This is a genomic window from Acidiphilium multivorum AIU301 (assembly GCF_000202835.1).
GTDB classification, from domain to species: domain Bacteria; phylum Pseudomonadota; class Alphaproteobacteria; order Acetobacterales; family Acetobacteraceae; genus Acidiphilium; species Acidiphilium multivorum.
This window is the reverse complement of sequence record NC_015186.1, coordinates 2,598,339-2,618,766: the sequence shown is the minus strand read 5'-3', so window position 1 is coordinate 2,618,766 and position 20,428 is coordinate 2,598,339. Positions and strand designations below refer to the sequence as shown.

At 67.4% G+C, this 20,428-nt stretch carries 15 protein-coding genes; 6 read left to right on the top strand and 9 right to left on the bottom strand.

Annotation, left to right across the window (positions count from 1 at the left end; all coding sequences use genetic code 11):
• Positions 1-55: 55 nt before the first annotated feature.
• Entirely contained in the window at positions 56-1,117 is a 1,062-nt protein-coding gene (locus ACMV_RS11745) for a phosphotransferase (protein ID WP_007424432.1), read from the top strand.
• 120 nt (positions 1,118-1,237) lie between these two features.
• Entirely contained in the window at positions 1,238-1,837 is a 600-nt protein-coding gene (locus ACMV_RS11740) for a glutathione S-transferase (protein WP_013640555.1), read from the top strand.
• Positions 1,838-1,846: 9 nt separating this feature from the next.
• On the opposite strand, the gene ACMV_RS11735 is transcribed toward ACMV_RS11740, so the two are convergent.
• Both ACMV_RS11735 and ACMV_RS11730 read right to left on the bottom strand, forming a co-directional pair.
• Positions 1,847-2,464, bottom strand: a complete 618-nt coding sequence (locus ACMV_RS11735; RefSeq protein ID WP_013640554.1) for a pyridoxamine 5'-phosphate oxidase family protein — start codon at positions 2,462-2,464, stop codon at positions 1,847-1,849.
• Positions 2,465-2,554: 90 nt separating this feature from the next.
• The gene (locus ACMV_RS11730) at positions 2,555-4,168 is read right to left on the bottom strand and encodes an APC family permease (RefSeq protein WP_012039819.1); all 1,614 of its coding nucleotides are present in this window, start codon (positions 4,166-4,168) and stop codon (positions 2,555-2,557) included.
• Between the two features lie 200 nt (positions 4,169-4,368).
• On the opposite strand from ACMV_RS11730, the gene ACMV_RS11725 reads away from it, so the two are divergent.
• Positions 4,369-4,749 (top strand): CsbD family protein, encoded by a 381-nt coding sequence (locus tag ACMV_RS11725; RefSeq protein ID WP_012039818.1) that lies wholly within the window; start codon positions 4,369-4,371, stop codon positions 4,747-4,749.
• Here the strand turns inward: ACMV_RS11725 and ACMV_RS11720 are convergent.
• Positions 4,710-5,576, bottom strand: a complete 867-nt coding sequence (locus ACMV_RS11720; RefSeq protein ID WP_012039817.1) for a DMT family transporter — start codon at positions 5,574-5,576, stop codon at positions 4,710-4,712. The two genes, ACMV_RS11725 and ACMV_RS11720, sit on opposite strands and share 40 nt — an antisense overlap.
• A complete protein-coding gene (locus ACMV_RS11715) occupies positions 5,573-6,721 on the bottom strand; it encodes a GNAT family N-acetyltransferase (RefSeq protein WP_013640552.1) in 1,149 nt (382 codons plus the stop codon). The genes ACMV_RS11720 and ACMV_RS11715 overlap by 4 nt, the downstream gene beginning before the upstream one ends.
• Before the next feature lie 193 nt (positions 6,722-6,914).
• Between ACMV_RS11715 and pepN the strand changes: the two genes are divergently transcribed.
• Entirely contained in the window at positions 6,915-9,578 is a 2,664-nt protein-coding gene (pepN, locus tag ACMV_RS11710) for an aminopeptidase N (protein WP_013640551.1), read from the top strand.
• Positions 9,579-9,630: 52 nt separating this feature from the next.
• Here pepN and ACMV_RS11705 read toward each other — a convergent pair whose 3' ends face one another.
• From ACMV_RS11705 to recQ, 3 genes are all read right to left on the bottom strand, one after another.
• The gene (locus ACMV_RS11705; RefSeq protein ID WP_007424426.1) at positions 9,631-10,926 is read right to left on the bottom strand and encodes an O-acetylhomoserine aminocarboxypropyltransferase/cysteine synthase family protein; all 1,296 of its coding nucleotides are present in this window, start codon (positions 10,924-10,926) and stop codon (positions 9,631-9,633) included.
• Positions 10,927-11,007: 81 nt separating this feature from the next.
• The gene (locus ACMV_RS11700; protein ID WP_041665062.1) at positions 11,008-11,691 is read right to left on the bottom strand and encodes a Crp/Fnr family transcriptional regulator; all 684 of its coding nucleotides are present in this window, start codon (positions 11,689-11,691) and stop codon (positions 11,008-11,010) included.
• Complete coding sequence (gene recQ / locus ACMV_RS11695) at positions 11,688-13,520, bottom strand: DNA helicase RecQ (protein ID WP_013640549.1); 1,833 nt, start codon at positions 13,518-13,520, stop codon at positions 11,688-11,690. The genes ACMV_RS11700 and recQ overlap by 4 nt, the downstream gene beginning before the upstream one ends.
• Before the next feature lie 134 nt (positions 13,521-13,654).
• Here recQ and ACMV_RS11690 point away from each other — a divergent pair, with 134 nt between their 5' ends.
• A complete protein-coding gene (locus ACMV_RS11690) occupies positions 13,655-15,028 on the top strand; it encodes a hypothetical protein (RefSeq protein WP_231295258.1) in 1,374 nt (457 codons plus the stop codon).
• A 51-nt stretch (positions 15,029-15,079) separates the two neighbouring features.
• Positions 15,080-15,451, top strand: coding sequence for a c-type cytochrome (locus ACMV_RS11685; protein ID WP_007424422.1), 372 nt, complete (start codon positions 15,080-15,082; stop codon positions 15,449-15,451).
• A gap of 4 nt (positions 15,452-15,455) precedes the next feature.
• Here the strand turns inward: ACMV_RS11685 and ACMV_RS11680 are convergent, their stop codons facing one another.
• Together ACMV_RS11680 and ACMV_RS11675 are read right to left on the bottom strand one after the other, a co-directional pair.
• Complete coding sequence (locus ACMV_RS11680) at positions 15,456-17,318, bottom strand: serine/threonine-protein kinase (RefSeq protein ID WP_013640548.1); 1,863 nt, start codon at positions 17,316-17,318, stop codon at positions 15,456-15,458.
• A 35-nt stretch (positions 17,319-17,353) separates the two neighbouring features.
• Positions 17,354-20,428: a CHAT domain-containing protein gene (locus tag ACMV_RS11675; RefSeq protein WP_012039812.1), complete on the bottom strand. Its 3,075-nt coding sequence runs from the start codon at positions 20,426-20,428 to the stop codon at positions 17,354-17,356.

Sequence of the window (20,428 nt, the reverse complement as noted above, 5' to 3'; positions counted from 1 at the left end):
TGACAGCGCGCCGCCTGCCCCCGATTTTCCGGCGCGATCGGGAGGAGGGAACCGGATGAGCACGGAAAGCCAGCCGCGACTTGTCGAGATGCTGCCACAGCACAGGCTCGATGAGGCGAGGCTGTTCGCCTACCTGGCCGGCCATGTCGAGGGATTCGCGGAACCGGCGACGATCCGCCAGTTCCAGGGCGGGCAGTCGAACCCGACCTACCTGATCGAGACGGCGGCCCGGAACTATGTGCTGCGCAAGAAGCCGCCGGGAACCCTGCTGCCCTCGGCGCACCAGATCGACCGCGAATTCCGCATCCAGAGCGCGCTGGCCGCGACCGACGTGCCGGTGGCGCCGATGCTGCATTACTGCACCGATGCCGCGGTGATCGGCACCGAGTTCTACGTGATGGGTCACGTGGCGGGCCGGGTGTTTCACGACGTGATGATGCCCGGGCTTGCGCCGGAGGAGCGCGGCGCCATCCATCGGCAGATCTTCGAGACCATCGCGGCGCTGCACAAGGTCGACTACAACGCGGTGGGCCTGACCGGCTTCGGCCGGCCGGACCACTATGTCGCCCGCCAGATCGAGCGCTGGACGAAGCAGTACGAAGCCTCGAAGACCGAGGACTTCGCGCCGATGACCGACCTGATCGCCTGGCTGCGCGCCAACATTCCCGAGCGCGACGAGAGTGCGATCGTGCATGGCGACTTCCGGCTCGGCAACATGATGATCCACCCGACCGAGCCGCGGATCGTCGCCGTGCTGGACTGGGAGCTTTCGACCATCGGCCACCCGCTCGCGGATCTCGCGTATTGCTGCATGTCCTATCATCTGCCGCCCGGCTCCGGCCCGGCGATGGCGGGCTACCAGGGGGTGGATCTCGCGGAACTCGGCCTGATGAGCGAGGCCGAGGCGCTGGAGCTGTATTGCCGGCGGACGGGGCGCGAGCGGATCGACAACTGGCGGTTCTTCATGGGCTTCTCGCTGTTCCGCTCGGCGGCCATTGTCGAGGGCGTCTATGCCCGCGCGCTGGCCGGCAACGCGGCCGACCAGCGCGCGCATCGCATGCATGACGTGTTCCTGCAGGTCGCCAAGACCGGCTGGAACATCGTGCGCGGGGATTGAGGCGGGGCGTGCCCGTCTCCGGCGCTTGCCTCCCCGCGCGCGGGGGCGCTATCCGCCTCGGTGGCAACGGCGCCTGCGCGCCGATTTCATGATGGCTCCGCCCAGGAAAGGTTCCGACGCATGAAGCTCTTCCACTCCCCGACCAGCCCGTATGTCCGCAAGGTGATGGCCTGCGCGATTGCCCGCGACATCGACCGGAGGATCGAACTGATCCCGACCAATCCGCACGAAAGCCCCGCGGCGCTGATCGCGAACAATCCGCTCTCCAAGGTGCCCTGTCTGGTCAATGACGAGGGCGTGGCCCTCTTCGACAGCAGGGTGATCTGCGAATATCTCGACCAGATCGGCGATGCGCTGCCGCTGTTTCCTGCCAGCGGGTCGGCCAGATGGGTGGCGCTGCGCTACCAGGCGATGGGCGACGGCATTCTCGATGCCGCGGTCGGCGCCCGGATGGAGAGCATGAAGCCGAGGGAAGCCGCGCGCGAGGCCTTCATCGAGCGGCAGATGCACGCCATCGACCGGACCCTTGCGATGCTCGAACAGGATCCGCCGGGCCGGATGCTCGATATCGGGTCGATCGCGGTGGCCTGCGCGCTTGGTTATCTTGATTTCCGTTTCGCGGCACGGGAGTGGCGGAAGTCCTGGCCTGGCCTCGCCGCCTGGTTCGCCGCCTTCGGCAAGGAACCGGCCATCGCCCGGACCGAGCCGCCGGCGGCCTGAGCGAACCGGTCAGGCGGCGACCCAGTGCGCCGCCAGCCCGCCCGCGCCGTCCATCACGCCGATGGCGCGGCGATGGCCGGCGGCGCGCAGATACAGCACGTCGATCATCGATGCGGTGAGGCGGCAGACGGTGAAGTGCCGCTCGGCTTCGTCCTCGCCGATCGTTTCATCGAGCACGCGCGGTTCGGCCCGCATGCCCGGCGCTCGCGCGCCGCGGTAGATTTGACGGGCGCCATCCGGCAGGCCGCGCCAGACCGCAGCGCTGTCCGCATCGTCGCTATGCAGCTCGACCTGCCCCTCGATCCGGATCTGCAGCTTCGCTCCGGCATCGTAGGCGAGGATGGCGGCGCGCCGGTCACGGGAGAGTTCGGCGAACTTCGCGGATCGCGAGTCGGTGTGGAAGGTGAGCCGGACGCCGTGTGGCTCGAAGCTGCGCAGCACGACGGAGCGCAGGCGGGGCGCACCATCGGCACCCAGCGTCGCAATGCCGATGACATGGAAATCGCTGCACCGGCCGCGCGCGCCGCTGGCAAGGCGGGCCAGCGCGGCAGAGATGAAGTCCGCTGCCGGATGATGGGCGGGATCTTCGTCCTGAAATGGAAGGGGTGGGGTGTTCGATCCGGTCATGGGCGGAAATCTGGTCCGCTTCAGCCGGTTGAAAACCCCACCCCGGAACAGGAAGGCGGGCGGAGGTCATCCGCCCGCCGCCGATTGCCCTTACTCGGCCCCGAACATTTCCGGTTCGCCGGCGAGGATCGTGGCTTTCGCCTCTTCCGGGTCGGGAATGCCCGAATTCATGGCGATGACGAGGATGACAAGGCTGAAGACGATCAGGATGACCGAGGCCGCAACCTGTCCGAGCGCTCCGGTTCCGCCGGTGAGGCCCTTCGGCCCGAGATAGGTGATCAGCCACATGCCGAAGAAATACGGCGCAAGCCACCACGCGCCGCTCCAGTGGAGATTGCTCAACCCGACGCCGGCAATCGCCTCATAGCCGACATAGATCACCGTGAACGCCAGGATGAGCTCGAACAGGAAGGTGTCCGTCGAGGAGCCGCTCCAGAAGATGATGAAGTTCGAGATGATGAAGGCCACCGCGGAAATCAGCATGCCGCCGGAAAGCAGGTAGGGGCGCTTGTACTTGTCGACCGGCATGGTCTTGCGCAGCGTCATGAGCACGACGGGGCCCGTGCCATACGACAGCACGGTTGCCGAGGAGATGAACGTGACGATGCCCTGCCACGACGGGAACGGAACAAGAAACAGCAGGCCGACCAGGAAAGACACGATCACCCCGACAATCGGCACGCCGGCGACAGAGAGCCGCGCAAACGTGTTGCCGCCCAGCAATCCTTCCTTGCCGGTCGCATACAGCACGCGGGACGTGGTGGTGAAATAGATGATACCCGTCCCGGACGGCGAGATGAATGCGTCGATGTAGAGGAGAACCGCCAGCCAGCCCATGCCGATCAACGAGGCCAGGCCGGCGAACGGACCGAACGCCCCCTTGAAGGTGACCTTGGCCCAGCCATTCGCGATATCGCTGGGGTTGAGCGCGCCGATGAACGCGATTTGCAGGCCCATGTAGATGACGAGGCCGATGACGACCGACCCGACGATCGCGATCGGGAGGTTTCGGCGCGGATTGCTTGATTCGCCAGCGAGTTCGACGGCCTGGCGGAAGCCCAGATAGGAGAAGACGATACCCGACGTTGCGACCGCCGAGAATATGCCGGAGGCGCCGCCAGGAGCAAAGCGATGAGAGCTGAAATTCGCGCCGTGGAACCCCACGATGACGAAAACAAGGATCGTGAGCACCGGAATGGCGAGTTTCCACCAGGTCAGCGCGCTGTTGATGGCAAGCACAATGCGGATGGCCAGGGTGTTGATGATCGCGAAGATGGCGAGGAGCACGGCCGAGGCAATGAAGCCTTCGCTCGTCAGCACGCCAGCCTTGTCGATGAGACCCGAAACGTAGTTGCTGCCGTACGTGATCACGGCGGACGCTTCCGCCGGCGCGACAGAGGCGTATCCCAGGAACACCACGAAGCTGAGCACCGTGGCCATCAGATTGCCGTGGGACAGTTTCGGGAATGCGATCACCGCGCCGGCCCGTGGAAATGCGGTCGCCAGCTCGGCATAGACAAAAGACAGCAAGAGAACGGCAAAGCCGCCGATGGCCCATGCGATGATCGCCGACGGACCGGCAATCTTTGCCGCGTTCAACGGGCCCAGCAGCCAGCCCGATCCGATGATACCTCCCAGACTTGCGAACAGCAGGCCGATCACGCCTGCGTCGCGCTTGAGTTTAACTCCGGTTCCTTCAGCCATTATACGTGCCCCCATTAGAGTTTATGTCAAAACCCTAATCCGGTTTTTGATCTGAGGAAACCTTTCCGTGAAGCTGCCATGACAAAATCAGGCTTTACAACCTAGGCGATCAGGAAAGGCGAGATACACCGGCTTGTCCGGGATGGCTTCGGCCCCCATCTCCCGAGTTCTGATCCGACATGCCGAAGGAGGAAAACCCGATGGACAAGGATGAGATCGAAGGTGGAGCCCGCGCTTTTGCAGGCAAGGCCGAGGAAGCTCTTGGCGAGGCGACCGGCGACGAGGATTTGCAGCGGGAAGGAATGCGCCACCAGGCCGCGGGCGAAGCGCAGAAGCTCTTTGGCGCGGCGAAGGATGCCGCGCGCTCGGCAAGCCATACGGCAGGGGCCGCTTTCGAGTCCGTGCGTGACTCGGTGGCGGGGGGTGCCGGCCGGGCGCCGGAGGATCGGGCGGCGGCGCCGGCGAGTGACGGCGCGGCATGGGTGGCGGACTTCGTGCGCGAACAGCCCGTTCTCGCCCTGTTCGGCGCCGCGACGCTCGGCTACGCGCTGGCCTTCCTCTTCCACGGGGGGCGGCGCTGAGGCCGCAGGATCAGCACCATCGAGACGAACAGGGCGGCAAAGCCCATTGCATCGCCCCGGGTGAACGGTTCTGCCAGAACGAGCACGCCCATCAAGGTGGCCGTCGCGGGGAGCAGCGCGGTGAACGTGCCGGCAATGCCGGCCTGAACACGCCGCATTCCGTGATACCACAGGATCACGGCCAGCACGCTTGAGGTCAGGCTGTTCACCAGCAACAGCCCGGCGATCAGCCAGGTGAAGTGGACCTGTCCGAAACTGGCGATGGCGAGCGGGGCCGTCATCGCGGCGCCGCAGGCTTGCATCCAGAATGTCGCCTGCATCACCGGCAGCAGGCCGGCGGCGCGGCGGGCGAACAGGGCATATCCGGCCTCGCCGCACACCGCGCCGAAGATGAGTGCATCACCCACCAGGCTGAAACCGCCGCCGCCGCGCGCGAGGGCGGCGATGCCGACGCCCGCCAGCACCACCGCCGCCCATTGCAGCGGCCGCAGGTGCTCGCGCAGGAACAGCGCCGCGCCAAGCGCGATCACCGCCGGAAGACTCGCGAGGACCAGTCCCGCCTGCACCGCGCCGGTGAGCTTCAATCCGGCGACCATCATGCCGTTGTAGAGCAGGGTGCCACAGGCGGCTTGCATGAACAGGATGGCCAGCGTGCGCGGCGCCGGCAGGCGCGGTGCCACCAGCGGGGCAAGGCACAGCGTGGCGAAACTGGTGCGCATGAACAGCAACGGGAAGGTCGGCAGGTGCGCGGCCAGCAGCTTGAGCAGGACGACATTGCCGCCGACGATCACCATCGAGGCGGCCAGCGCCGCATAGGCGGCGATCACGGCGAAATATCGCTGCGATAGGGGGATTGCTCGCCGAGCATCGCCATTTCCTCCTCCACCGCCGGGCGCTCGGCCTCGAGGAAGCGGGCGACGGCATCGCTCAGGCCGGGATGGCCGATCCAGTGCGCGGAGAAGGTGCGGCTCGGCAGGTAGCCGCGCTGGATCTTGTGCTGGCCCTGCGCACCGGCCTCGACGCGGGCGAGGCCGGCGCCGATCGCGTAGTCGATCGCCTGATAGTAGCAGAGTTCGAAATGCAGGAAGGGGACGTCTTCCAGCGCCCCCCAGTTGCGGCCGTAGAGCGCGTCCGGGCCGCGCAGGTTGAGCGCGCCGGCGATCGGGCGGCCGGCGCGGAAGGCCATCATCATCACCACGGCATCGCCGAGGCGCTCGCCGAGCAGGGGGAAGAAGCGCTCGGTGAGGTAGGCGCCGCCCCATTTGCGGTCGACGGTGGAGAGATAGAAGTTGTAGAAGGCGGCCCATTCGCGCCGCCCCATCTCGCTGCCGCGCAGGGCGCGGATCTCGAGCCCGGCCTGCGCGTCGCGCCGTTCGCGGCGGATCGCCTTGCGCTTGCGCGAGGACAGGGCGGCGAGGAAATCCTCGAACCCTTCATAGCCGCGGTTGTGCCAGTGATATTGCACGCCCATGCGCCGCAGCCAGCCGGCCTCGCCGAGCGCGTGCCACTCGGCCTCGGTGCAGAAGGTGGCATGGACCGAGGAGCAGCCGAGCCGCTCGGCGGCGATCTCCAGGCCGCGGGCGAGCAGCGACGGGGGCAGGCCTTCGGCCATCAGCAGGCGCGGGCCGGGCACCGGGCTGAACGGGGCGGCGACTTGCAGCTTCGGGTAGTAGCGCCCGCCGGCGCGTTCGAAGGCGTTGGCCCAGCCGTGATCGAACACGTATTCGCCGTAGGAATGGGCCTTCACATAGGTGGGGGCGGCGCCGAGCAGGCGGCCGGCGCCGTCGCGCAGCACCGCGTGCTGGGGATACCAGCCGCTGTCGCCGCCGACGGAGGCGCTGTCTTCCAGGGCCGAGAGGAAGGCGTGGCTGACGAAGGGGTTGCCGCCGGCCAGCGCATCCCAGTCCGGCGCCGGGACCTCGTGGATGCTCTGGTGCAGCGAGAGGGAGAGGTCGTCTGCGGTGCCGTTCATGAATCCCGTGCGCGATGCGGGAGGGAGCGTGGCGTCCCGCGTAACTTCGACGAAATCATAGGTGGTGATGCTGCGGATGCAACCATCCGCCGGGCAGGGCGGAGTCCCGTTCGCGGCATTCCGGGGGGCGGTGAGGCGATTTGCGCGCCGGCAGCCGGCGAGGCACATAAAACGGCGCTGCAAGGAGAGTCCGATGACCGAACGCCCCGTCCCGCTGCCCGACGCCGCCCCGCGCCGCCTTGACGAATACCGGCCTCCGGCCTTTCTGGTCGATACGGTCGATCTCATCTTCGATCTCGATCCGGCGGCAACACGGGTGCGCGCCAGCCTGACGCTGCGGCGCAACAAGGCGCACGGGATCGCGGATGCGCCGCTGGAACTCGATGGCGAGGGGCTCGACCTGCGATCGGTGCTGCTCGATGGCGAGGCGCTCGGCGCCAACCGCTACGCGCTCGGCGATCATGGCCTGACCATTCGCGACGTGCCGGACGAATTCACCCTCGATACCGAGGTGATCATCGCGCCGGAGCGCAATTCCGAGCTTTCGGGACTGTATGTCTCGGGCGGGGATTTCTTCACCCAGTGCGAGGCCGAGGGGTTTCGCCGCATCACCTTCTTCCCCGACCGGCCGGACGTGATGGCCCGCTACACGGCGACGCTGATCGCCGATCCGGCGCGCTGCCCGCTGCTGCTGTCCAACGGCAATCCGGTCGATCGCGGCACGCTGCCGGACGGGCGGCACTGGGCGAAATGGGAGGACCCGCACCCCAAGCCGTCCTATCTGTTCGCGCTGGTCGCGGGCGACCTGGTTTCGGTGCATGACGCGTTCGTCACCCGCTCGGGGCGGCAGGTGCAGCTCGGCATCCATGTCCGCCGCGGCGACGAGGACAAGGTCGACCACGCGATGGCCTGCCTCAAGCGGGCGATGCGCTGGGACGAGGAGGCGTTCGGCCTCGAATACGACCTCGACATCTTCAACATCGCCGCCGTGTCCGACTTCAACATGGGGGCGATGGAGAACAAGGGGCTCAACATCTTCAACACCGCCCTCGTCCTCGCCCGGCCGGATACCGCGACGGATGCCGACTACCAGCGGATCGACCGGGTGATCGCGCATGAATATTTCCACAACTGGACCGGCGACCGGGTGACCTGCCGGGACTGGTTCCAGCTCTCGCTCAAGGAGGGACTGACCGTCTTTCGCGACCAGGAATACGGGGCGGCGACGACCGATGCGGCGCTGTCGCGGATCGACGACGTCAAGATGCTGCGCGCCCGGCAGTTCGCCGAGGATGCCGGGCCGCTGGCGCACCCTGTCCGCCCCGCCGCCTATCGCAAGATCGACAATTTCTACACCGCGACCGTCTATGAGAAGGGGGCGGAGGTGGTGCGGATGATCCGCACCATCATCGGCCACGCGGCGTTCCGCCGCGGCTTTGATCGCTACATCGCGCGCAACGACAATTCGGCGGCGACGATCGAGGATTTCGTGGCCGCGATGCGGGAGGAATCGGGGTTCGATTTTTCGCAGTTCATGCGCTGGTACGAGCAGGCGGGCACGCCGCAGCTGCGGTTCGAGGGCGAATACGACGCGGCGGCGCGGCGCTACACGCTCACGCTGCGGCAGATGACGGCGCCGACGCCGGGGCAGGCGCATAAGGAGCCGTTCCTGATCCCGGTGGCGATGGGGCTGATCGGGCCGGATGGGGCGGAGCTTGAAGCGCGGCTGGAGGGCGAGGCGGACGCGCATCGCGGCACTCGGGTGCTGCTGCTGCGCGCGGCCGAGCAGCGTTTCGTGTTCGAGGAGGTCGCGGCTCCGCCGGTGCCCTCGCTGTTGCGCGGGTTCTCGGCGCCGGTGAAGCTCTCCGGGCATGATACGGCCGGGCTCGCGCACCTTGCCGCGCACGATACCGACGGGTTCAGCCGCTGGGAGGCCGGGCAGGAATATGCGACGCGCGCGCTGCTCGACGCGATCGCCGCATTGCAGCGCGGCGAGGCGGTGGCGACCGATCCGGCGCTGGTGGCGGCGATGGCGGCGGCCCTCGACCTCGCGCAGGAGGCGCCGGCGCTCGCGGCGCGGATATTGTCGCTGCCGGGCAAGGACGTGCTGGCGGACCGGATGGCGGTGATCGACCCGGATGCGATCCACGAGGCGCTGGAGACGAGCCGGGCGGCGATCGGCCGGGCGTTGCGGGACCGCTTCGCCGCGCTGTGCGGGGCGGAGGATGCATCGGCGCCGTTCAGCCTCGATCCGGCGAGCATGGGGCGGCGGGCGCTCGGCAATGTCGCGCTGGCCTATCTGATGGCGGCGGACCCGGCGGCGGGGCTGGACGCGGCACAGCGCCGCTTCGAGACGGCGCCGACGATGACCGGGCGGCTCGGCGCGCTGGCGCTGCTCGCCGATACCGCGACGCCGGCGCGCGATGCCGCACTCGCGGCGTTTCACGCGCGCTGGCGCGGCGATGCGCTGGTGAGCGACAAGTGGTTCCGCATCCAGGCGATGGCGACGGCGCCGGACACGCTGGACCGCGTCGAGGCGCTGACCCGGCACGCCGATTTCGACCTGCGCAACCCCAACCGCTTCCGCGCCCTGGTGCAGGCGTTCGGCGCGGGGAACCAGCGCTGGTTCCACGATGCGTCGGGGCGGGGCTATGCGCTGGTGGCGCGGATGATCGGCGAGGTCGACCGGGTGAACCGGCAGATCGCGGCGCGCTGCATCGACGTGTTCGCGAGCTGGCAGCGCTTCGATCCGGCGCGGCAGGCGCTGATGCGGGGCGCGCTGGACGCGCTGCTCGCCGATCCCGCTTTGTCGGCCAATGCGCGGGAGATGGCCGAGCGGGCGCGGGCGGGGTCGTGAAAAATCACGGGCCGGATCGGGGATCCGGCCCGCGACATCGGGAGACTGAAGCTCAGCGCGCGGCCGCCAGCGCCTGATCCAGATCGGCGATGATGTCCTCGATGTGTTCGAGGCCGATCGACAGCCGGACATAGCCAGGCGTGACGCCCGTGGCCGCCTGTTCCTCGGCCGAGAGCTGCGAGTGGGTGGTGCTGGCGGGGTGGATGGCGAGGCTGCGGGCGTCGCCGATATTGGCGACGTGGTAGAACATCCGCAGCGCCTCGATGAATTTCCGCCCCGATGCGGCGCCGCCGGCCAGTTCGAATCCGACCAGCGCGCCCCTGCCGCCGGTGAGGTAGGTTTCCGTGCGCCGCCGCGCCTCGCCGGTGGCGACGCCGGGGTGGATCACCCGCACCACGTCGGGATGGCTGGAGAGGAAATCGACCACCTTCTCGGCGTTCTCGCAATGCCGCGCCATGCGCAGCGGCAGCGTCTCCAGCCCCTGGATGAGCTGGAAGGCGTTGAACGGCGAGAGCGCCGCCCCCTCGTCGCGCAGGATCACGGTGCGGGCGCGGATGATGTAGGCGATCGGGCCGAGCGGCTTGACCGCCTCGACCCAGACCGCGCCGTGATAGGAGGGGTCGGGCGCGTTCAGCAGCGGCTGGCGCGCGGGGTGGGCGGCCCAGTCGAAATTGCCGGAATCGATGATCATCCCGCCGATCGAGGTGCCGTGGCCGCCGATATATTTCGTGGTGGAATAGATCACGATGGCCGCGCCGTGGTCGAAGGGCCGGCAGAGCAGCGGCGCGGCGGTGTTGTCCATGATCAGCGGGATGCCGAGCGGGCGGCCGATCGCCGCGACCTCCGCGATGGGGAAGACCGCGAGCTTCGGGTTGGGCAGGGTTTCGGCGTAATACGCGCGGGTCTTGTCATCGGTCGCGCGGCGGAAATTCTCGGGGTCGGTCGGGTCGACGAAGCGGATCTCGATGCCCTGGTCGCGCAGCGTGTTGGCGAAGAGGTTCCAGGTGCCGCCGTAGAGATCGGTGGAGGCGACGACGTTCTCGCCCGCGCGCGTCAGCGTGCGGATCGCGCTCGCCGAGGCGGCCTGGCCGGAGGCGAGGGCGAGCGCGGCGACCCCGCCCTCGACGGCGGCGAGGCGCTGCTCGAGCACGTCCGTCGTCGGGTTCATGATGCGGGTGTAGATGTTGCCGAGCTCGGACAGCGCGAACAGGTTGGCCGCGTGTTCGGTGCTGTTGAACTGGTAGGAGGTGGTCTGGTGGATCGGCACCGCGACCGAGCCGGTGGTGGGATCGGCGCGCCAGCCGGCGTGCAGGGCGAGCGTTTCCGGGTGTCGGCTCTTGACCGTCATGGGGCTGTCTCCATCGGGCATCTGTTCTCGTGGGAGCGAAAGCTAACGCCCGCGCGCCCGCCGTGGCAAGGGCGTGGCCCGTCAGGCCATGCGTGAGCGGCCCTGCAGGAGCGCGGACAGGCCGTTCCGGTCCCGCACCGTGATTCGGCCCGGGGTGAGTTCGATGAGGCCGCGGGCCTCGAGATCCCTGAGTCGCCGGTTCACCGTTTCGCGCGTCGATCCGACGGCGCGGCCAAGCGCGCTCTGGGTGGTGTCGATCCGCGCGCGTTCCAGCCCCTCGGAACGCTGCAGCAGGAAGGTGACGACTCTCTGGCTCACATCCTGGAACAGGATGGAGTCAAGCTGCGCGAGTGTGGCGCGCAGTCGCATGCAGATGATTTCGATCACCCGCATGGCGAATTGCGGATCACGCTCGATCAGCCGCACCACCGAGGCGCGTTCCAGCACCAGAAGCCGGCCATTGGTCGCGGCGACCACGTCCGCGCTGCGGGGCTTGCCGTCGAACAGCGCGATTTCGCCGAAAACCGCGCCCTCGCGCAGCGTGTTGAGATCCTGGTCGTTGCCATCGATTCCGGGGAGCACGACCCGCACCTCGCCGGCAAGGATCAGCATCATCGACGTGCCCGGATCGCCGCGCTGGATCAGCATTTCGCCGGTCGTCATGTTGCGCTCGTAGGTGCAGGCATAGAGCGCATCCAGCTCTTCCGGGCTGAAGGGGGCGAAGAGCGGGATGCGGGCCATGTAGTTTCGTGCGTTCCGGGTCATGCCGTTGTCCTCGCGAGCACGGCGAGCACGGCGTCGCCGTAGCGTTCGATCTTGCTGGTTCCCATGCCGGGCACGGCCGCCAGATCGCGCCGGCTGCTTGGCCTCGCGGCAGCGAGGGCGGCCAGCGTCGCATCGTGAAAAATGACATAGGCAGGCACTTGCTGCGAGCGGGCGACCTCGCGCCGCCATTCCCGGAGCGCCTCGAAACCGGGGGCTTCGATCGCCGGTGATGGCCCCGCCGTGCTGCGCTGCCCGCCCCTCCTGCCGGTGGCGGGGTCGCGGCGCAGGCGGAGCGCCTCCTCGCCGCGAAGCACCGGCCGGGCCCGCTCCGTGATGCGCAGCGCGCCATAGGCCTCGTGGTCGATCTCGACCAGCCCGGCCACCGCGAGCTGACGGAAGACCGAGCCCCACTGGCGGCGGTCGAGATCCGCGCCGACCCCGAACGTCGGCAGCCTGTCGTGACCAAGATGCCTGATCCGGTCGGTCGCGGTGCCGCGGAGAATATCGGTCAGGTGGCCCACACCGAAGCGCTGCCCCGTGCGCAGTATCGCCGAAAGCGCCTTGCGCGCGGCTTCGGTACCGTCCCAGGTCTGCACCGGTGTGCGGCAATTGTCGCAGCGGCCGCAGTCTCCGGGATAGGTTTCGCCGAAATGCGCGAGCACCGCGCGCCGCCTGCACCCGGCCGTCTCGCAGACGCCGAGCAGCGCGCCGAGCTTGGCCCGGGCAATGCGCTTGACCTCGTCCGGCGCGTCGCTCTGGTCGATCAGGCGTCCACGCAATGCCACATCCTGCATACCATAGAGCATCAGGGTCTCGGCCGGCGCGCCGTCGCGGCCGGCGCGGCCGGTCTCCTGATAATAGGCCTCCAGGCTCGATGGCAGGTCCAGATGGGCGACGAAGCGGATGTCCGGCTTGTCGATCCCCATGCCGAAGGCGATGGTGGCAACCAGTATCAGGCCGTCCTCGCCGAGGAAGGCGTCCTGGTTCCGGTTCCGCGTCGCCGCATCCAGCCCGGCATGATAGGGCAGGGCCCGCAGGCCCTGGCCGGCAAGCCAGCTCGCCGTTTCCTCGACGGCGGCGCGGCTCAGGCAGTAGACGATGCCGCACTCGCCCTCATGGCCGCGCAGGAAGGCGAGAAGCTGCCGCCGTGGCTCGATCTTGGGCGCGATCGCGTAGGTCAGGTTCGGCCGGTCGAAACTGGAGATGAACAGGCGCGCCCCGTCGAGCCCGAGGCGGCGCGCGATGTCATCGCGCGTCTGCGGATCGGCCGTGGCGGTGAGTGCGATGCGGGGCACGCCCGGAAATCTCTCGCCGATCGTTGCGAGCTGGAGATATTCGGGCCGGAAATCATGGCCCCATTGGCTGACGCAGTGGGCTTCGTCGATCGCGAAGAGTGCGATCCGCACCGACCCTAACAGGGCGAGGAAATCCTCGGTGACCAGCCGCTCCGGCGCCACGTAGAGCAGGTCGAGCTCCCCTGCCCGAAGTGCCCGGAGAACCGTCGCGCGTTCGGCGGCCTCGAGGCTCGAGTTGAAGGCCGCGGCGCGCACACCCAGCTGGCGCAGCGCCTCGACCTGATTGCGCATCAGGGCAATCAGCGGCGAGACCACGATTCCGACGCCCCGCCGGCAGATTGCGGGAAGTTGATAGCAGATCGACTTCCCGCCGCCGGTGGGCATCAGCACGAGGGCGTCATGCCCGGCGATGACATGGGTGACGATGTCGCGCTGCGGCCCCCGGAAACCGTCATGGCCGAAAACCCGCCTTAGAACCGCTTCGGGTTCTATGGCGATATCTTCCGTAGGCCGTCGGGGCGGGTCGATTCGCACGGGACAAGGTGTAGGGCTTTCGCCGGGCCGGCGGCAATGGTGCACACCTGCAACATGCGGTCACAAGCCGTCACAAATTGATCTCGATCAACGACCACGATTTTGGGCCCTGTTAATCGGATGCTCGTCACTGAATGAAAGTCAACGGGAGACTGCAAATGAAAACCCGGTCACATCCCTATTCCTGGCGGCTTGCGGCCGCTGGCATGGTTGCCGCAGCCTGGCTTGCGGCGCCTCGCGCTGCCTACGCGATCCCCGCCTTTGCAGCGCAGACCGGCGAACCGTGCTCGGCCTGTCATATCGGCTTTCCGCAGCTCACGCCGTATGGGCGGGATTTCAAGCTCGAGGGCTACATCGCCGGCGGCACCTTCCCGACCTGGAAGAATTTCGCCGTGATGTCCCAGATCGGATGGACCCAGCAGCACGACAAGGTCCCGGGCGGCCTGCAGCCCGGCTTCAAGTCGAACGATGCCTGGGCCGCGCAGCAGACCAGCCTGTTCTATGGCGGCGCGCTCGATTCGGCGATCGGCCTCGGCGCGTTTGTGCAGGTGACGTATGACGGCGTCGCCAGGCAGTGGAGTTGGGACAACACCGATATCCGTCTTGCCCGGCCCGGCAGCCTGTTCGGTCACCCGCTGTTCTGGGGCATTACCCTCAACAACAACCCGGCCGTGACAGACCTCTGGAACACGCCGCCGAGCTGGGGCTATCCCTATATCCCCTCGGGTCTCGCGAACGCCCCCGCGGCCTCGCAGCAGATCGCGTCGCTGGCGCAGACCGTGTATGGCGCGGGCGTCTACGGCGCGCTCAACGTCACGCCGTCCGACATGATCTATGCCGAGGCGGACCTCTACAAGTCGTTGCCGCAACGCATGGGCTACGCGCTCGGCGCGGGCGGCGGCCCCAAGATCGATGGTGTGGCGCCCTATCTGCGGCTCGCCTTCCAGCATCAGTGGGGTAACTCCTCGATCGAGGTCGGCAGCTATGCGCTGATGGATCGGGTCTATCCGACGGGTGTGGCGAGCGGCCCGACGGATCAATTCTTCGACATCGCGGCCGACACGCAGTTCCAGTACATCACGCACAATCAGGCGTTTTCGGTTCAGGCGAACATCATCCACGAGTCGCAGGACTGGGCGGCAAGCTATCCGCTCGGCAGTGTCAGCAACCGTGCCGACAGTCTGAACGTCGCCACGATCACGCTGTCCGAACTGCTCTACCAGAAGTTCGGGATCACAGAGTCGTTCAACACGATTTACGGGAATTCCGATCCGGTTTATTACGGAAACGCGAACGGCAAGCCGAACAGCAACAGCTGGACGACGGAGCTCGATTACTACCCGTTCAACGATGGGGGACCGAAATGGCTGCCCTGGCTGAATGCCAAGTTCTTCGTCGAGGATACCGTCTATCCGATCTTCAATGGCCTTGCGCACAATTATGACGGCCAGGGAACCAACGCACAGGCGAACGATACGCTGTTTGCCGGTGTATGGCTGGCTTTCTGAGGACAACACGCACCCGCCCGGACGGGCGGGTGCCCGACAGGAGAGACCAAAATGAAATCCACTCTTCTCATCGCCGTTGCCGCGGGTGCATTCTGCATCGCGAGCGCGCAGGCGGCGAACGTGGCACATGGCAAGGCACTGTTTCAGGCCCAGTGCGCAGCCTGCCATAGCGTGAGCCCGGGGCAGAACGGGATCGGCCCGTCATTGGCGGGCGTCTACGGCGCGAAGGCCGCTGCGACCCCGGGATTCCAGTTCTCCCCGGCGCTCAAGAAGTCCGGAATCGTGTGGAACGCCTCGACGCTCGACAAGTTCCTGGCCAATCCGCAGGCGGATGTGCCGGGCACCAAGATGCCCTATATGGGCATGGCCAATGCCACCGATCGGGCCGACGTGGTCGCCTATCTGCAGACGCTCGGCAAATAATCGATCATTTGGGTCTCGTATCAAGCAATATGGCGGCCGTGGCGACGCGGCCGCCTTTTTGCGTGATCGTCGAAAGCGCGGACTGAAGCTGTCCTGGCCATGCTTTCGTCGATGTTAGCTGATCGCCCGTGGCCAGCGGCAGCGGGGCGGTCGAGGCGATGGCAACGATCATGTCCCTCCCGAACGGCGCGCCAACCTGACCCAGCGTGTCGCTGATGATCCCGTCCTTCCGGTCCGCGGCGGGGTGGAGACGATAGATCTGCCCATTGCTCGAGACATAGTCGATCTCGAGATCATGGGCCCATGCGGGCGGCTTCACGCGCACAGTGATCGGCTGCCCCTTGGCAAGGCGGTTGACGCCGCCCGCAAGCCTGAAGCCGAGTCGCTGGGCGGCATCCGCGAAGACGGGTGCATAGGGCTCGATCGTCGAAACCATGCCGCAATACGGGCCGGTGAAATCGTCGAGCGTGACGGCAACATGCGCCGAGGGAATCGCGCGGGCGACATCGTCGATCGCTGCCGCCAGCGCGGGCTTGTTCGCAGCGCGAACGAGAGCCGAGACCTGGAAGTCTCCGTTCCGGGCGCTTCCGGTTGCCATCGCGCAGGAGGTCTGACGCACGGCGGCGGTCAGTCGCGCCTCGATCGTGGCGGCCGAGGGCGGCGGCACGGGTGTGGGCGCCGATGCGGGCGCGGGCGTCGCTTGAGCGGCAACCGGTGGCGCGGGCGCCGGCGCCGGCGTCTTGACGCTTCTGGCTGAGGCCGGCTTCGTCGCGGAGGGGTGGGACGGCGCGGCTTGCTGCGCGGCATGGTGCCCGCCGCCCAGCAGGAAATAAGTGCCGCCGCCGGCGACGATCAACGCGGCCGCGGCAATTCCGCCGATGAGGAGGCCACGCCGGCCGCCGGTCTCGCCCGCGGGTGCGGGAGGGGTGGGCAAGCGGACGGAGGCTTCCGGTGCGGCGGCGGCATGACGGCCGGAAGAGGCGATCATCGTCGCATCTCCATCAACTCCCTCGCCAGCGAGCGAGAGGCTGCCGGAACCGGTGTCGGACTCCGCGGTTGCCAGGGCTTGCGCGAATTCCCTTGCGTCGGCGAAACGGTCGTCCGGCCGTTTCGCCATCGCCTTGCGGACGATTGCATCGAGCCTCGGCGGCACCGAGATCGACAGGGCCGAGGGCGCTGGCGGCTCGACGTTCAGCACCTTGTGCATGATCGCGGTGATCGAGCCTTCGAACGGCTTCTCGCCAGTGAGTAGCTGATAAAGCATGACGCCTGCGGAATAGATGTCGGTCCGCATGTCGATCGTCTGCCCCATGAACTGCTCGGGAGACATGTACGAAGGCGTGCCGATCATCGTCCCGGCCTGGGTGAGGCTCGAACTTTCGATTCTGGCGACGCCGAAATCGGCGAGCTTCACCTGGTCATCTCTCGTGATCATCACATTGGCAGGCTTGATGTCACGATGGATAACGCCGTTGTCGTGGCTGTAGGCCAGTCCTGCGAGCAGCGACCGCATCATTCGCAGCGCGTCGACCGTGGCAAAGCGTTCGCCTCTGTCGAGCACCGATTTCAGTGTTTCGCCTTCGACATATTCCATGACGATATAGGCAAGCCCGTCGGTCTCGCCGTAATCGTAGATGCCCACGATGTTCGGATGCGTCAGCCGTCCGGCGGCCTGCGCTTCCCGCCGGAACCGGAGCAGCCCCTCGGCGGCCTCGGCGTCGTCGGTATCATCGAGATTGACCGTCTTGATGGCGACGCGACGCGCAATGATCGGATCGAAGCCTTCGTAGACGGTGCCCATGGCGCCCCGGCCGAGAATACGGACGATGTCATATTTTCCGAGCTTCGTCAGATCTGGCGCTGCCATGAGGGGATGTCTCGCTTTCTGATGCGTGATGATCGCTACTTGGCCAGATTGCGCGTGCCCTGTCCACCGTCGCCGATGACCACGAAAGGCGCCCAGAAGAACGGATCGGCGAGCTTGGCCGGCAGGGTGCCGGACGCGGCGCCCCTGATCAGGTCGAGCTGGGCGCTCCGCAGGCTCGCGGCCGCCCCCTCGCCCGTCGATGAGGCCAGATGGGTGAGCGTGGTTGCGACCAGATAGGAACTGACCTGGTCGTTCACCGACCATTGCGTGACCATCAGCGCGCGGGCGCCGGCGAAGAAGAACGCGCGGGCAAGGCCGGAAAGCGCTTCACCGCCGGCCTTTCCGTCGCCCCCGCCCGTATTGCATGCCGACAGGATCACGAGGTCGGCGTTCAGTTTGAGATTGGTGATGTCGGAGGTCGTCAGCATCGAGTTCGCCGCGGACCTGGCGCCGGGCGGCGGCGAGGTGACGATCGCCGGTTCATGAGCGCAGGGCAGTTCGGAGGGCAGCAGCGCGTGGGTCGCGAAATGCAGGATCCGGTATTGCTTCAGGTCGGCGTGCTCGACATTCGGGACCGTGAAGGCCGCCCCCAGCAGCTCGTCCGATGCGGGTGCCTTGAAGATCGCGCGGGCGGCGTCAAGTTCGAGCTTCGCATACGGCAGGTGGGGCAGGCCGGCGAAGAGCCGGGCGCTGTCGCCGCAACTGGGGCCACTAAACGTGGCCTCGGCCTGGGCCAGGCTCGTGTTCTTGAAGTCCCCGAAGCCAAACCAGGGCTGCTTGGCGGGCGACGTGCCGGCGATGGCGCGCAGCGAGACGAAATTCGCGGCCGCGGGAACGTAGACCAGCGTCATCTTCCTGATCAGCCAGGGCACCTTGGCCAGCGGCGTGCCGGGGGCGACCGGCTCGGTGGGCAGCAGCGCGAATGGCAGCGACAGCAGCGCCCCGGCCGGTGAAACCACCATCGCCGTGGTCTTCGCGAGGTCGGTCGCGAAGGGGGCCAGGGTCGCGCGATAGATCGCTTCGGCAGACGTCATCGCGAAGGTCGGCAATCCCGCCTGCGTCGGCACGACGCTTTGGCGCACTTTGCGGACCAGTGCGGTCATGCGCGTCTCGTCGACCTTCGTGTGCGCGACGGCGATCCGCCCGTCGTGCAACAGGAACGTCCACGTGCCGTCCGGCGCCGGCATGATATCGAGAAAGGCTTCGCCAGGCCTCAGCCGGTCGAGCACGGTGCCGGCGGGCACGACCTGCTGGACCAGCTGGCCGAAATTCGGTGCCGCCGCCTCGACGGACTCGTCCGCTTCGGCGAGCCGCCGGGTTGCCGCCGCGATCTTCATGTCGATTGCGTTGATGGCGGCCGGCGTTGCCTGCCGTTCATGGGCGATGCCGTCACGCTCCCGGTAGAGGCGCGACAGGGCGATGACGGCATCCTGATGGGCGCGGATCGCGGCGGCGACTTTGGGGCTCTTTGAGTCTGCGGCCAGCCGCGCGGCGGACTCGGCGATTTCACGGCTGGTCGTGCTGCCTTGCGCGAGTTCCGCCATCGCGAACATCTCGGCGCGAAGCACCCCGGCCCGGGCAGGATTCTTCTCCGCTTCCCGATTGGCCGCGTCGAGGCACGGAGCAACCAGGGCCGCAGAGGTGCCGAGGCGCAGGCGGGCGAGAAGCTTTATGCCGGCCCGGCAAGCCTCCAGGGCCTTTCCGGGTTGACCGGCGAGGTCGAGCACGCCGCCGCGCAGCAGGTGCGTGTCGGCGACGGGGCGCGAACCGGGCAGGGCATGTTCGAAATCATACGAGGCTTGCGCCAGCCTGGCGGCAGCCGAGGCGGTCCTGTCAAACGCCGTGTCGACGGCGGCCGTGCTCCGGTCAAGCCTGGCGCGAAGCACGGGAGGAGCAATACCGTTCGCCGAAGCGATCGCCGATGCACGGTCAATTTTCACGGCGGCCTGCTTGTGATGCCCGGCCGCATCGAGCACCACGCCCTCATACCGCAGTGTTTCGATCACGCCGAGCAGGGCCTGCTGCCCGATCGGGCTCAACAGGGTCGACTGGGCGGCGAGGAGCGATCCCCCCCGGCTTCCGGCCGAAAGGCCGAAGCCATCGTCGGACCCGGTCGCGGCAGGGTGGGGGCGCAACACGGAGCGGGGCAGAAGCGATGCATAATCCCGGTTTGCGGCCGAGAGCAGCCGCAGCGCACGGCGATCATGACCCTGATTGAGTTGATCGAGACCCCGATAATGGTCGAGTCGCGCGACCGCCGTGGGATCCACGGCCAGGGGAGCCAGCTTCGCCGCCTGCGCAAGCAGGGCGTCAGCCTGGCTATAATCGCCCTGATCCGAGAGATTCAGGGCAAGATCCAGCATCGGCGTCACCGTATTCGGATTTTCCGGCCCAAGCGCCTTTTGCTGCAGCGCGAGCGCGGCCCGGTAGGCGGTGATGGCGGCAGGGTAATCCTCGGCCTGGTTGGAGCGGTTGCCGAGCGTCATCAACTTGCCGTACTCGTGGATATCACCCGAGGTGAAGGCGGCGGCGGCGAGGCGGTCGGCAAGCTGGCTGTCGGAAACCGAAGTGGTCATCGCGCCGGCATCGGCGGCTGGCACTGCGCCGCTGATCACGCCGACGGCGCGTTCCATGGCTGGAAAAGCCGGTTGCACGCCATCGGCAAACCACACATGGCCGCGGATCAAGGCTGCCAGGGCGACATGCGGCCAGCCGCCGATCCGCTGCGTGCAGAGCAGAACCTCTCCAGGGTAGTGCCCGAGCACCGTTGTCGGCTTTGGATTGCCGCACGCGTAGCGCTGTTCGAGACCGGCCCGCCAGTTTCCTCGCGTAACGATTGCATTCAGGTTCGCCCGGTTCGCCTCCGGACCCGCATGCACTTCGGCGCTGGGCTGGTGCCAACTGCCGCAGTAGATCAATGCGCCGCCGGAGGTCGTGCGGCTGGCGGTGCAGGTTTCGCCGCTGGTATTTTTGCCCAGCGCGAGTTGCCGGCCGCTGGCCGATTGCGGGGAATCCGTGTCATGCGCATAGGCGCCCGGCGGCGGCCGCGTGCACGCGCTCAACAGCGCCAGGCCGGCAAGGGCGGCCAGAACCAGGACCGTTCGGCGCAT